This window comes from Xanthobacter agilis (assembly GCF_021730435.1).
Lineage (GTDB): Bacteria > Pseudomonadota > Alphaproteobacteria > Rhizobiales > Xanthobacteraceae > Xanthobacter > Xanthobacter agilis.
In genome coordinates, this window is the sequence record NZ_JABWGX010000049.1 from 1 (window position 1) to 13,959 (window position 13,959).

Here is a 13,959-nt window from a genome sequence, read left to right on the forward strand (position 1 = left end):
CATCGGGGCGCCGCGCGATCCGGGCGTGGGGGTCAGGCGGTCACCTGATAGGTGCGGGCCGCCACCTGGGCGTTGTCGCCGGGGCGCTGGGCGATGATCGACCATGTGCCGGCCGTCTCCGCCTTGAAGGCGACGCGGGCGCTGCCTTTCGCCGGCACCGGCACGGTGTCGTGCCACCAGGGGCTCCAGCCGTCGTAATTGGCGTCGAGGAGCCGCACCGGATGGCCATCGATGCGCACGCTGAGCGGGGTGTCGAGGGGATTGTCGAGGGTCAGCACCACCACCCGCCCCACCTTGACGCTGCCAAGTGATACGCTGCCAAGCGAGGCCGGCGTGCTGCCCGGCTCGATCTTGAAGGCAAAGCGAGCTGCGTCGGCGAGCGGCAGCTCGGCCGGAAGGCCGTTGCTCGGCAGCGGCGCCGGCGGGCCGCTGGGGGCCGTGCCGCCCGGCCCGACCGGCACGATGATGGCGAGCTGAACCGGGCCCTGGCTGCTCTCGATGGACAGAGTGCTGGGGTTGGCGCCATCCATGGTCACCGCGAGATCGACGCGGCCGCCGGGGGCGATCTGCACGCGCGAATCCTTCGGCGCGAAGGGCTCGGCCGGCTGGCCGTCGACCGCGATCACATAGGTGGCCGGCGCATCGACGCTCACCCGCAGGAACAGGGGCGTGGCATTGATGAGGCGCAGCCGCGCCCGCCCGCTGGCCGGGCCCTGGAGAGTGGGCGAAATCGCGCCGTTGACCGGGAACAGCGGCAGGCCCGTCTCCGGCGGGAAGCTCTGGATGAACAGAACCTGATCCGATTCGTAGGCGGCCGGGCCGTCCTCGTCCACCACCAGCGCGCCGGCGAGGGCGCGGCGGGCCAAGGCCGGGTCGGCCGCATGATACCAGAAGGTGCCGGCGTCTCGCGGCGTGAAGGCGATGTTCGCCTGTCCGCCGGCGGCAACCTGGGGGGCCGAAGGGTCGGTGCCCGCGGTGGTGCGCACGCCCTGCCACACCAGCCCGAGATTCTGCCGGAGCCCGTTCTGAACGGACACCGCCAGAGGGCTCCCCTTCTTCACCCGAAGCAGTGGGCCCGGCAGGGCCTGATTGAACAATGCGATGGAACCCTGGCCCGCGATCTCGGGAAGGCTGCCCTCGGCGGCGCTCAAGGTGAGGGGGCCGCTCTGGCCCTGCGCCGCCGCCGGCGCCGTGACGCCGGGCAGGACCAAAGAGGAGCAGGAGAGGGCGGCCGCCCCCTTCAGTACGGTACGCCGGGAGAAGGTGTGCGTGCTCACGCGAGGCTCTCCAAAGGGGCTCTGCCGCGCACCCGGCCGCGCCTTCGGGCCGCATGCCGGATCGCAGTGCCGGACCTTCTTACGTCGCGCGGAAAAGGGCAAGCCGCATTCGGGCGCGCCGCCCGCCGTATTTTGGCGGAACCACGGTTCCTATCCGCCGCCCGCCGTCGCGCCCGAGGCGGCGCGGGGCTTTTGCGGCGGCGGGGAAGGGCACCATTTTCTTGCTGCGCCCCGCACAGAGCATGATATAAGCCGCGACCCGACCGGCGTTTCGCGCGCCGGGTCGAGCCTCCCATGGTGCGCGGCCTTGCGGGCGCGGCGATGGTACGCGGCGACGGCATGCGGCAGCAATGGGTATCTGCGGTTGTGTCCGATGGTCGCGGTCCTATGGGCCGCAGCCCTTGGGCGCGGCGCGCGGGCGTGGCGGAACTGGTAGACGCGCGGGATTTAGGTTCCCGTGACGCAAGTCGTGGGGGTTCGAAACCCTCCGCCCGCACCACGGCGCCGGCGTCTTCCGGTCGCCGTCGATGTGTCGCCGCCGATCTCGCTGTGACCCGCCCTGTCGCAGGTCGCAAGGGGCATGCGCGGCGGTTTGCGGTAGCGCCCGGAAAGGGGCGTCCTCGCGGATCGCTGTGGCTCCACCCCGGGAGCCCACCGGATTCTCAAGTTCCCGCCCCAATGCGGCGGCAAGGATGTGAAGGCAAGACGATGCAGGTGACCGAGACCAAAGCCGAAGGCCTCAAGCACGCGTTCCGCGTGGTGGTTCCCGCCGCGGACCTGGACGCCAAGGCCGACGCGCGCCTGAACGAGCTCAAGGGGCAGGTGAAGCTCAACGGCTTCCGCCCGGGCAAGGTGCCGGCCGCGCACCTGAAGCGCGTGTACGGTAAGCAGGTCATGAGCGAGGTGATCGAGCAGACCGTCAACGACACCAACGGCAAGATCGTGGAGGAGCGCGGCTTCCGTCTGGCGCTTCAGCCCAAGGTCAGCCTGCCGGCGGAGGATCCGCAGGGGCAGGGCTTGCTCGACGGCGGCAAGGACCTGGCCTACGACCTCGAGATCGAGATCCTGCCGAAGATCGAGCTGGGCGATTTCAAGTCCATCGCCATTGAGAAGCCGGTGCTTGAAGTGGCCGATGCCGAGGTCGAGGAGACCGTGCAGCGCATCGCCGAGGGCAACCGCCCGTTCGCCCCCAAGGAGGGTGCGGCGGCCGATGGCGATCGCGTCACCATCGATTTCGCCGGCTATGTGGACGGCGTGAAGTTCCCGGGCGGCGAGGGGCAGGACATTGACCTGCTGCTCGGCTCCAAGAGCTTCATTCCCGGCTTCGAGGAGCAGCTGGTCGGCATCGCCACCGGTGAGAGCCGCACCGTTTCCGTGACCTTCCCCGAGGATTACGCGGCGGCCGAGCTGGCCGGCAAGGCCGCCTCCTTCGAGGTGACCTGCAAGGCGGTTGCCGCGCCCGGCGAGGTGACTGTCGACGACGAGTTCGCCAAGACCCTGGGCATGGAAAGCCTGGAGAAGCTCAAGGGCATGGTGCGCGAGCGCATCGGCGCCGAGCACGCCGGCGCCGCCCGTCAGAAGGTGAAGCGCGCTCTGCTTGATGCCCTCGACACCCTGCACAAGTTCGAAGTGCCCGAAGGTCTCCTCAATCAGGAGTTCGAGGGCGTGTGGAACCAGGTGCAGCAGGATCTTGCGAGCCAGAAGCGCAGCTTCGCCGAGGAAGGCACCACCGAGGAGGCCGCCCGCGAGGACTATCGCAAGATCGCCGAGCGGCGTGTGCGCCTCGGTCTGGTCCTTGCGGAAATCGGAGAGCGCAACAATATCCAGGTCTCTGACGACGAGGTGACGCGCGCGGTCGTGGAGCGGGCGCGTCAGTTCCCCGGTCAGGAGCAGCAGGTTTGGGAGTTCTACCGCAGCAATCCGCAGGCGCTGGCTTCCGTGCGTGCCCCTCTGTTCGAGGAGAAGGTTGTCGATTTCCTGCTGGAGCTCGCCACCGTCACCGAAAAGCCGGTGACCAAGGAAGAGCTTTATAAGGTGGATGAAGAGGACGAGGCGGCCTGACGAATCGGGCCGCTCTCGTCCAGGATGAACCCGGGTGGCGCGCTTCGGCGTGCCACCACTTGCGCCGTAGAAACGACAGCGCGACGGGACAGTAGCCCTGGACCGCGAGCGCCCGAGGACGACATATGCGTGATCCTATCGATACTTATATGAATTATCTCATTCCCATGGTGGTCGAGCAGACCAACCGTGGGGAACGCTCCTACGACATTTTTTCGCGCCTTCTGAAGGAGCGCATCATCTTCCTCACCGGTCCGGTGGAAGATGGCATGTCCACCCTGGTGGTGGCGCAGCTGCTGTTCCTGGAAGCGGATAATCCGAAGAAGGAAATCTCGATGTACATCAACTCCCCGGGTGGAGTTGTGACATCGGGTCTCGCCATTTACGACACCATGCAGTTCATCAAGCCTGCGGTGTCGACGCTGTGTATCGGCCAGGCGGCCTCCATGGGCTCGCTGCTGCTCACCGCGGGTGAGAAGGACATGCGCTTCGCCCTGCCGAACGCGCGAATCATGGTCCATCAGCCCTCCGGTGGCTTCCAGGGCCAGGTGACGGACATCATGCTGCACGCGCAGGAGATCCTGAACCTGAAGAAGCGGCTGAATGAAATCTATGTGAAGCACACCGGTCAGTCGATCAACGCCATCGAGGACGCGCTGGAGCGCGACAACTTCATGACGGCCCAGGCCGCCAAGGAGTTCGGGCTGATCGATTCCGTGATCGAGAAGCGGCCGGTCGAGGAGGCCGCGAAGGGCGCCTGATCGGCCAGACGGGGCGCCGGGAGGGATCTCGCCAGCGCCCCTTGAGCCTGTATGGGGGACAATCACGGTTTGTCCCCCTTGCGTGCGGTGCGAGATCGCGCTTGCATGTCCATAAGCCGGCATCGGATGCCGCGAGCCGGCCCTCGCCTCTCACGGCGGGGGCCGCCGTGTTTCAAGGTCCTGCCGGGAAGGCCGGGGCCGGGGCGGACGAGACCGGGCGACGACGCGATCTTGGCGCGTGGCCGTGGTCTGCTTTAACCAGCGCCCATGATGCCGCGGGGAAACCTCCCGAACTGCCTTGATCGCGCCCTTGGAGGGTGATTGGCTGAAAGTCGGCCAAGAACGGAAATGGGGTTGGCGAGCTTTTTGCTTCGCCCAATCCCCCACTGGTGATCTGTACGACACAGGCGCGCTTTGTGTCCGTATCGATAGATCGTAGGAGACGTTAAGATGAGCAAGACCGGCGGCAGCGACAGCAAGAACACGCTTTATTGCTCGTTCTGCGGCAAGAGCCAGCATGAGGTCAGGAAGCTCATCGCCGGACCGACCGTGTTCATCTGCGACGAATGCGTCGAGCTGTGCATGGACATCATCCGGGAAGAGTCCAAGTCCTCTCTGGTGAAGTCGCGGGATGGGATCCCGACCCCGAAGGAAATCCGCAAGGTCCTTGATGACTATGTCATCGGCCAGGACCACGCGAAGAAGGTCCTGTCGGTGGCCGTGCACAACCATTACAAGCGGCTCAATCATGCCTCCAAGCACGGGGACGTGGAGCTCGCGAAGTCGAATATCCTGCTCATCGGCCCCACCGGCTCGGGCAAGACGCTGCTGGCGCAAACGCTGGCGCGCATTCTCGATGTGCCGTTCACCATGGCCGACGCCACGACCCTCACCGAGGCGGGCTATGTGGGCGAGGATGTGGAAAACATCATCCTGAAGCTGCTCCAGGCGGCCGACTACAATGTCGAGCGGGCGCAGCGGGGCATCGTCTACATCGACGAAATCGACAAGATCAGTCGCAAATCCGACAATCCCTCCATCACCCGCGACGTGTCGGGCGAGGGTGTGCAGCAGGCGCTGCTGAAGATCATGGAAGGTACGGTGGCGTCGGTTCCGCCCCAGGGCGGCCGCAAGCATCCGCAGCAGGAGTTCCTGCAGGTGGATACCACCAACATTCTGTTCATCTGCGGTGGCGCCTTCGCCGGGCTCGACAAGATCATTTCGTCGCGTTCCAAGGGTTCGACCTCCATCGGCTTCTCCGCGAAGGTGGCGCCGCCCGAGGATCGCCGCCCCGGTGAGCTGTTCCGCGAGGTGGAGCCCGAGGATCTGCTCAAGTACGGCCTCATCCCCGAGTTCATCGGCCGCCTGCCTGTGCTGGCGACGCTGGGCGATCTCGATGAGGAAGCGCTGAAGAAGATCCTGTCCGAGCCCAAGAATGCGCTGGTGAAGCAGTACCAGCGGCTGTTCGAGATGGAGAATGTGGATCTCACCATCCACGAGGAGGCCCTCGGCGCCATCGCCCGCAAGGCCATCGAGCGCAAGACTGGCGCGCGCGGACTGCGGTCGATCATGGAGGGCATCCTGCTCGACACCATGTTCGATCTGCCCGGCCTTGAAGGGGTGGAGGAAGTGGTGATCTCCCGCGAGGTGGTCGAGCAGAACGCGCGCCCCCTCTACATCTATGCGGATCGCGTCGGTGACGCGGGCGCCAGTGCCTGACGGTGCGATTCCGACACTTTCCCCCCGCGCCGCGGGTGCGGGGGGAACGAGGCTTTTTGACCGATTGGACGATTGTCGCTCACCCCGTGTCGTTCTTCTGGGGTGCTCGCAGCAGGCCTTGAAACGGGCTGCTGGCGTATCCATGTTCTTGAGGAAAGATCCGGTCTCCGTGCTCGGACCTCATGCCTCCTGCGGTGTTCACCGCTTCAGCATTGAAAAGCCGTTCCGGTAACCCGGCCGTGTGCACGCGCGGCAGCGCTTTCGCGTGTGCGCCATTTGAAAGGATTGGGTCATGACGAGCCAGAAGCCGCGCCCCCCGCTCGTTGCCGGTGTGTCGCAAACCTACCCTGTGCTCCCGCTTCGGGACATTGTGGTTTTCCCTCATATGATCGTTCCCCTGTTCGTGGGCCGCGAGAAGTCGATCCGCGCCCTCGAAGAGGTCATGCGCGGCGACACCTACATCCTGCTCGCCACCCAGGAGAACGCCTCGGACGACGATCCGGCGCCGGAGGCCATTTTTGGCGTCGGCACGCTGGCGACGGTCCTGCAATTGCTGAAGCTGCCCGACGGTACCGTGAAGGTGCTGGTGGAGGGCGTGTCGCGCGCTCATGTCTCGCGCTACACCGACCGCACCGACATCTATGAGGCGGAGGCGCTCGCGCTCGAGGACGATCCCGGCGATCTGGTCGAGGCGGAAGCCCTTGCCCGCTCGGTGGTCAACGAGTTCGAGAACTATGTGAAGCTCAACAAGAAGGTGTCGCCCGAGGTGGTGGGGGTTGTCGGCCAGATCGACGACCACTCCAAGCTCGCCGACACCATCGCCTCGCATCTCGCGGTGAAGATCCCCGAGAAGCAGGCGGTGCTGGAAACGGTGAAGATCTCCGACCGGCTCGAGAAGGTTCTCGGGCTGATGGAGAGCGAAATCTCCGTGTTGCAGGTGGAAAAGCGCATCCGCAGCCGCGTGAAGCGGCAGATGGAGAAGACCCAGCGCGAGTACTACCTCAACGAGCAGATGAAGGCGATCCAGAAGGAGCTGGGCGACGAGGATGGCAAGGACGACCTCCAGGAGCTGGAGGACCGCATCAAGCGGACCAAGCTCACCAAGGAGGCGCGCGAGAAGGCCACCCATGAGCTGAAGAAGCTGCGGCAGATGTCGCCCATGTCGGCGGAAGCCACCGTGGTGCGCAACTATCTCGACTGGCTGCTCTCCATTCCGTGGGGCGTGAAGAGCAAGATCAAGAAGGATCTGAACTACGCCCAGGAGATTCTGGACGCCGAGCACTATGGCCTCGACAAGGTCAAGGAACGCATCGTCGAGTATCTCGCCGTGCAGAGCCGTGCCAACAAGCTGACGGGTCCCATCCTGTGCCTTGTCGGCCCGCCCGGCGTCGGCAAGACCTCGCTCGGCAAGTCCCTCGCCAAGGCGACCGGCCGTGAGTTCGTGCGCGTGGCCTTGGGCGGCGTGCGCGACGAGGCGGAGATTCGCGGTCACCGGCGGACCTATATCGGGTCGATGCCGGGCAAGATCGTGCAGTCCATGCGCAAGGCGAAGAAGTCGAACCCGCTCTTCCTTCTGGACGAGATCGACAAGATGGGCGCCGACTTCCGCGGCGATCCGTCGTCGGCCCTGCTCGAAGTTCTTGACCCCGAGCAGAACAAGACGTTCGCGGACCACTATCTGGAGGTGGATTACGACCTCTCGAACGTGATGTTCGTGACCACGGCGAACACGCTGAACATCCCGCCGGCCCTTCTGGACCGCATGGAGGTGATCCGCATCGCCGGTTACACCGAGGACGAAAAGGCGGAGATTGCGCGCAAGCACCTGATCCCCAGCGCCCTGCAGAAGCACGGCCTCTCGACCAAGGAATGGTCCATCGACGACGCGGCGCTGCAGACCATCATCCGCCGCTACACCCGCGAGGCGGGTGTGCGTAATCTGGAACGCGAAATCTCCACCCTCGCCCGCAAGGCGGTGAAGGAGCTGATGCTTTCCAAGAAGAAGTCGGTGAAGGTGACGCTCAAGACTCTCGAGGATTTCCTCGGGGCGCCCCGTTACCGTTACGGCGAGATGGAGAGCGAGGATCAGGTGGGGGTCGTCACCGGCCTGGCGTGGACCGAGGTGGGCGGCGAGCTGCTCACCATCGAGGGCCTCATGATGCCCGGCAAGGGCAAGATGACGGTCACCGGCAACCTCAAGGACGTGATGAAGGAATCGATCTCGGCGGCGGCGTCCTACGTGCGCTCGCGGGCGGTGGATTTCGGCATCGAGCCGCCTTTGTTCGAGCGCCGGGACATCCATGTCCACGTTCCCGAGGGGGCAACCCCGAAGGACGGTCCTTCCGCCGGCGTGGCCATGGCCACCGCCATCGTCTCGGTGATGACCGGCATTCCGGTGCGCCGTGACGTGGCGATGACCGGAGAGATCACCCTGCGGGGCCGGGTGCTGCCCATTGGTGGCCTCAAGGAGAAGCTTCTGGCCGCCCTGCGTGGCGGCATCAAGAAGGTGCTGATCCCTGAGGAGAACGCCAAGGACCTGGCGGATCTTCCGGCCAACGTGAAGAACGCGCTGGAGATCGTGCCGGTGTCCCGGATGGATGAGGTGCTCAGCAACGCCTTGGTGCGCTCGCCTGAGCCGATCATTTGGGAAGAGAAGCCGGTGAATGCTCCGGTCGGCGGCGAAGATGCCTCGGGAGTCGTTGCGCACTGAGGGTTTGAGCCCGAAAGGGATACCCTTTCGGGCTTTTCCCCGGTCTCGTCCGCGTCGCGGGCGTGTTCGCGGAATCGGTTAGGGGCCGAGGCTTTGCGAAGTGCTGTGATTTCAAGGTGTTAAGGGAATGAAGCGGGCGGTTCGAAATTCGAGCCGCCCTTCTTTTTTTCGCGGTTGCAATGCTGGAAATCGTGCATTGGCGCGGGTTTGTAGCGGATCGTGCTTGCAAAAGCCGCATTTTCCGTGATGCTCGCGCCGATCGTCTGGGGCCCTGCCTCTCACGATTCGCGTTTCGACAACGGAAGGGAATGGTCAGATGACCACCAAGAACGAACTGATCGCCGCGGTGGCTGAGGAGGCCAAGCTGACGAAGACGGCTGCTGCAGCGGCCGTGGACGCTACCTTCGACATCATCGCCAAGGCGCTCAAGCAGGGCGAGGAAGTCAAGCTGATCGGTTTCGGCAGCTTCTCGGTGGTGACCCGCGCAGCGCGCGAAGGCCGCAACCCCCGCACGGGCAAGCCGGTGAAGATCAGCGCCTCTAAGGCGCCGAAGTTCACGCCCGGCAAGGGCCTGAAGGAAGCTGTGAACGAGTGATCCTACGTTTCGGACGCCGCCCGATGGCGCGGCGTCCGAGCCGGAAGTCAGAAGATGGCCCGCGCTGCCGGTAACCGCCTGTGCCCAACGGCCTGCGGTGGCCGGCAGAAGGCGTCCGGGGTCGCGGGGAGGGGGCTTTGCCCAAGCTCGTGCGCAATGACCGCTTTCGGACGCCGCATGATTGAATGCGGCGTCCCGCAATGCCGTCCAGTGAGCGTTCGCTCCGGGGTTCCGGGGCCGACGCAGCCGTTTGACGGACTGCGTTTTGGCCGATGGACCGGGCCAAGTGGATCAGGCCTGTCGGGTTGAAGGGCGGAGGTGCACAGGGGCCGAATGCCCCTCGCGTCATGCGCGTGGCGTTGGCGCGCGGCGCTCCCATATCCTGTCCGCATCCGGGCGTCGGCGCGTGGCCGGCACACGCAGGGGCCTTGCTGCTGCGCGCGGGGGATGATTTAAGTCCAGCGCGGTTGGGGCGGTTAGCTCAGTTGGTAGAGCATCTCGTTTACACCGAGAGGGTCGGCGGTTCGAGCCCGTCACCGCCCACCATTCAATATCCGAACACATTGCTGCGCGCGCGCCCGTTTCCCTGGGCCCTGGCGGGGTGCGTCTGTGGGTCCTTCTGCGCGAAGGGTGGCTTTTAGGGCCTGCCACACCTGCGCTCGCCTGCGGAAGGCGTTGTCGTGCGGCTCTGCTTACGCCCGTTTGGGTATCGGCTTGCGTGGCTCTGTCGTTGCCGCCGGATCGCGGCGATTCAGGGCGCAGAGATCCCCCGCTTCCGTTTTGCTGCGACCCAGGCGCCGCTTTGTCGACCGCGGCGAATCCGGTGGGGAAGCCGGCAGGTCGTGCGTGTAGCGGGGTGGTCGTTGTGAATCGCCGGCGGCGACCCCCTGCGACTCACCGCCATGGTGGTTGCTGTGGTCGAACGCCTTTTTTGCGGGATCGACCACATGCGGCCGGTCGCTGGATAAAGGGCGCGGCGACAGGGGTTTCGAGCGGATCGCCGAAAACTATCCACATCCCTGTCACAAAAAAACGCGGTCTCGCTTGACGGGACGGTCGCCCCTGCCCTATCAGGGCGTTCTCCAAGGCGCTACGGACTGCGTCGCGCCGGTTGGGGGTGTAGCTCAGTTGGTTAGAGCGCCGGCCTGTCACGCCGGAGGTCGCGGGTTCGAGCCCCGTCACTCCCGCCATTTTAGCGGGCCGCTCTGCGGATCAAAAAAGATCCTCCTCGTGCCGACGCGCTCCTTCATATCATGTCCGACAGTTTTTATTGCTTCCCTTTGGCGTTGCGTTTGCGCGCGAATGCTGGTTCGCCGGGCATGGCTGCTGTACCGATGGGGCTCGGTGGGGCTTCTGGCTGTGCTTGGCATTGTGCTGTTGGCTGCGTCCGCTTTGGCGTGCCCGCCGGAGGTGCGGCCTAATCCTGCACTGAGCTTGGCGCCGGCGGCGGCGGAGCGGGTGCGTTCGGGTGCGGCGTTGCGGATCCTGGCCATCGGCTCGTCGAGCACCGCCGGCGTCGGCGCCTCGCGGCCGGAGGCGAACTATCCCTCGCAGCTGGCCCGTCGGCTCGTCGAGGCGCTGGGGGAGGGCCGGGTCGAGGTCACCAACGCCGGCGTGTCTGGCGAAAGCGCTCCGGCGACGGTGAAGCGCCTGGAGGCCTTCCTGTCGGCGGCGGAGAAGCCGGACTTGGTGCTCTGGCAGGTGGGCACGAACGATGTGATCTTCGGTGGCACGCCGGAGCGTCTGGGGGCCTTGGTGGGGCGGGGGCTTGATGCCGCCGCCGGTGTGGCGGCGGTGGTCATTGATCAGCAGTATTTCCCCTTGATCCTCGATCTCGGGCGGTACGAGCAATTCGTGGCCGCGGTGGGCGAGGCGGCGGCTGAACGCCAGGTGCCGCTGCTGGGGCGCTACGCCATGATGAAGCAATGGGCCGCGGAGGATCCGGACGGGTTCCGGCACCTGTTCTCCTGGGATCGATTTCACATGAACGACAAAGGTTATGCGTGTCTGGCGCAGGAGCTGGCGGACGCGGTCGTGCAAGCGGTGGGGGCCGTGGCGCCGCCGCCGGGGGCTACGCCTGGGCGCGCGCCGTCCCCTGCGCCCAGGCGCTAGGAGCCGCGCTGGAGGGGCTGTGCTCCTCGCGTGAATGGATATCGCCGACTGAGCGGGGGCGCGGACCGGTCCCAGGGCTTTCCCGCAGGGTCGGCGTCGCCCCCGCCGCCGGGGCGGCGCCGACCCAATGTTCGCCCACGGACGCCGCCCGGCCGCGATGGCGCGGGCTGCGCCGCAAACTTCCGCTGAATTTGATCTCGTTCAAAGTCCTCCGGTGCGCTCTGGCGCAAGCTGGCGAGGTGCCGTTGGCGCGCTGAATCCGCCATTCGAGGGGCAAGGGATTTCGACTGCGCCTGAACTTCTCGCTTGACGCGTTGTATAAATAAAATATATTACGATAATCATCGCCTTGCGCAAAGTCATAAAACCTTCCGGAGTAGACCTATGACCGTTCATGCGACGATTACGGAGCCGACTGTTGCTCTTTCAGGGGCATCTGAAGCGGTGATGATTCATGTGCGCTTCTGGCCGAGCGCTGAGATCTTCACGATCGATGGCAAGCCCGACAATCTTTCGCCGCGTGAATGGTACAACAAACTTTATCTGGGCTATACGCAATATTATCAGACGCGCGCCAATGGCCGTGGCTTCTTTCGCCTTCCTCGTCCCGTCTTCAATGCGCTGATGAGCGATATCGCCGCCTGATCGGTGCGGTAGGGACGACTTCGGCGTTCCGCGACGTTTGAAGCCTCTCGCGGCGTGCCGGGGTGCAGAAACCGGGTCGGCCTATCGGGCTGGGCCTCGTGTCAGTCGGGTGGTGTTGGTCGTGGGCCCGGGGCGATCCTTGCTCTCCGGTCTCGGGTTTGCGGCCATATCAACCACGGCGCGGATCTTGGCTTGAACCTGACCTCGGATGTGCGGCGAGCGACGTCAGCGTTGCTCGCCGCACACGTTTTCATGGGTGAGCGAATCCTTTTGGAGGACGCGCGTCCGTCCCCGGTGGCCGAGGGGCTTAATCCACGGCCAGGATGACCTGGGACGTGTTGAAGAAGGCGCAGACATCGGCGCCGGGATGAAGCTCCATCTCGTCGGCGCCCGAGCGGGTGACGATGGAGGTGAGGGTCTTGCCGCTTCCAAGGTCCACCACGATCTCGCTGTTGACGCCCCCGTCGATGCGCTCCAGGACCTTGCCGCAGATGAGGTTGGCCGTGGACAGGCGCAGCCCGGGCACGGGGCGCGCGAGCATCACGAAGGAGGCCTTCACCAGCGCCATCACCTCCCGTCCTTCCACGATACCGAGATCGTTGGCGCTGTCGTTGGTGATGACGGCGACGATGGAATGGGTCTCCGAGACCTTGAGGACGACCTCCACATTGACCGGCGCACGGCGCACATCGGTCACGGTGCAATGAAATACGTTTCGGGCGCTGGTCTTCATGGCCACGCTCCAGAACAACAAATCGGTGGGGCCGTCCAGCCCCTCTTCGGCGATCAGCGTGGAGATGCGGGCAAGTTTTTCCTCAAGCCGGCGGAAGGCGGCGATGAGCCGATGTCCTTCTTCCGTCAGGGTGGCTCCGCCGCCGCGCTTGCCGCCGGCCTTGGTGATGAGCACCGGCCGCGGCATCAGGTTGTTGATGGCCGCCACTGCGTCCCAGGCCGTCTTGTAGCTGAAGCCCAGCGCCTTCGCCGCTTCGGTGATGCTGCCCTGCCGCGCCACCGCTTCGAGGATGGCGATGCGGTCGCGCCCCACCAGGAAGCGCCCTTCCGAGCGCAGCGCGAGCATGGCGTCGATCTTGGTGGCTGAACCCATCGTGTTCTCCGCGGTGCCGGCAATGTCCCTGGCTTGGCCTGAGCCTAGCATATCGCACCTCCTGCCGGCAGCATCGGCGCGGCGGGGGTGTCACCCTTCGTGATATAGTCGAGTTACATAGTTTGCGAGCCTGGGCTGTATAGGTCCGATCCAGCCCGGTAGTCCGCCTCTGTTTGCTTTGTGACAGGGGTGTGTGGTTTCGGACAGCACTGCGCCCTGCTGGCAGATGTGTCGGGCAGGGAGAGATCCTGCCGAAAAGGCCGCGGCGGATCTTGTCGATTGCCTGCGATACCCAAAATTACCCAAATGATATCAATGCTGAAGGCGCTGGGGTGTGGTGCTGCTGTTGGTGGTTGTCACTGTTTCATCGTTATATAAAAAGACATCATAGCGTCTGTCTATGACGCGGTGGTGCCGCCAATGATGGCGTAACTATATGGCAAAAAAGGAAAAATAATTCGTGACACATTCGCGCTCCGCGGCTTGGGCAAGAAGAGTGAGACTTGGCATTGCTCTTGCTCAAACACAGGACAGCATTTCGTCGTGTCATGCCCTTGTTCTGGCCAGCCTGGCCGGCAGCGGCGGGTGCTCTTAATCAGGAGACTAGCATGGGCCTGAGGCAGATCGCTTTCTACGGGAAGGGCGGCATCGGCAAGTCCACCACCTCCCAGAACACCCTCGCCGCCCTCGCGCAGATGGGTCACAGGATCCTCATCGTGGGTTGCGACCCGAAGGCCGACTCCACCCGTCTGATCCTGCATGCCAAGGCCCAGGACACCATCCTGTCGCTGGCCGCCAACGCCGGCTCGGTGGAAGACCTCGAGCTGGAAGACGTGATGAAGGTGGGCTTCGAGGACATCCGCTGCGTGGAGTCCGGCGGTCCGGAGCCGGGCGTGGGCTGCGCCGGCCGCGGCGTGATCACCTCCATCAACTTCCTGGAGGAAAACGGCGCGTATGAGGACATCGACTATGTG

General features: G+C 64.9%; 10 protein-coding genes and 3 tRNA genes. 11 read left to right on the forward strand and 2 right to left on the reverse strand.

The window, feature by feature from the left end:
• Positions 1 to 32 precede the first annotated feature (32 nt).
• Positions 33 to 1,277 (reverse strand): multicopper oxidase family protein, encoded by a 1,245-nt coding sequence (locus tag HUW53_RS21180; protein WP_237347740.1) that lies wholly within the window; start codon positions 1,275 to 1,277, stop codon positions 33 to 35.
• Positions 1,278 to 1,691: 414 nt separating this feature from the next.
• On the opposite strand from HUW53_RS21180, the gene HUW53_RS21185 reads away from it, so the two are divergent.
• The 10 genes from HUW53_RS21185 (at position 1,692) to HUW53_RS21230 (ending at position 11,880) form a co-directional block, all read left to right on the forward strand.
• Positions 1,692 to 1,776 (forward strand) — tRNA-Leu (locus HUW53_RS21185).
• A gap of 209 nt (positions 1,777 to 1,985) precedes the next feature.
• Positions 1,986 to 3,338 (forward strand): trigger factor, encoded by a 1,353-nt coding sequence (gene tig, locus HUW53_RS21190; protein ID WP_237347741.1) that lies wholly within the window; start codon positions 1,986 to 1,988, stop codon positions 3,336 to 3,338.
• A gap of 125 nt (positions 3,339 to 3,463) precedes the next feature.
• Positions 3,464 to 4,099 carry an ATP-dependent Clp protease proteolytic subunit gene (locus HUW53_RS21195; protein WP_237347742.1) on the forward strand — a complete coding sequence of 212 codons (636 nt, stop codon included), beginning with the start codon at positions 3,464 to 3,466 and terminating at the stop codon, positions 4,097 to 4,099.
• A gap of 450 nt (positions 4,100 to 4,549) precedes the next feature.
• Entirely contained in the window at positions 4,550 to 5,818 is a 1,269-nt protein-coding gene (gene clpX, locus HUW53_RS21200; RefSeq protein WP_237347743.1) for an ATP-dependent Clp protease ATP-binding subunit ClpX, read from the forward strand.
• 292 nt (positions 5,819 to 6,110) lie between these two features.
• Positions 6,111 to 8,528 (forward strand): endopeptidase La, encoded by a 2,418-nt coding sequence (lon, locus tag HUW53_RS21205; RefSeq protein ID WP_237347744.1) that lies wholly within the window; start codon positions 6,111 to 6,113, stop codon positions 8,526 to 8,528.
• Between the two features lie 316 nt (positions 8,529 to 8,844).
• Positions 8,845 to 9,123: an HU family DNA-binding protein gene (locus HUW53_RS21210; protein ID WP_234052210.1), complete on the forward strand. Its 279-nt coding sequence runs from the start codon at positions 8,845 to 8,847 to the stop codon at positions 9,121 to 9,123.
• A 470-nt stretch (positions 9,124 to 9,593) separates the two neighbouring features.
• Positions 9,594 to 9,669: transfer RNA gene (locus HUW53_RS21215), tRNA-Val, on the forward strand.
• A 567-nt stretch (positions 9,670 to 10,236) separates the two neighbouring features.
• A tRNA-Asp gene (locus tag HUW53_RS21220) sits at positions 10,237 to 10,313 on the forward strand.
• Positions 10,314 to 10,425: 112 nt separating this feature from the next.
• Entirely contained in the window at positions 10,426 to 11,235 is an 810-nt protein-coding gene (locus HUW53_RS21225) for an SGNH/GDSL hydrolase family protein (RefSeq protein WP_237347745.1), read from the forward strand.
• Between the two features lie 384 nt (positions 11,236 to 11,619).
• Positions 11,620 to 11,880 (forward strand): hypothetical protein, encoded by a 261-nt coding sequence (locus HUW53_RS21230; protein WP_237347746.1) that lies wholly within the window; start codon positions 11,620 to 11,622, stop codon positions 11,878 to 11,880.
• Between the two features lie 307 nt (positions 11,881 to 12,187).
• On the opposite strand, the gene HUW53_RS21235 is transcribed toward HUW53_RS21230, so the two are convergent.
• The gene (locus HUW53_RS21235; protein WP_237347747.1) at positions 12,188 to 12,985 is read right to left on the reverse strand and encodes a TOBE domain-containing protein; all 798 of its coding nucleotides are present in this window, start codon (positions 12,983 to 12,985) and stop codon (positions 12,188 to 12,190) included.
• 608 nt (positions 12,986 to 13,593) lie between these two features.
• Here HUW53_RS21235 and HUW53_RS21240 point away from each other — a divergent pair.
• Positions 13,594 to 13,959 (forward strand): AAA family ATPase (locus HUW53_RS21240; protein WP_237347748.1); only part of this gene is annotated, 366 nt, incomplete at its 3' end.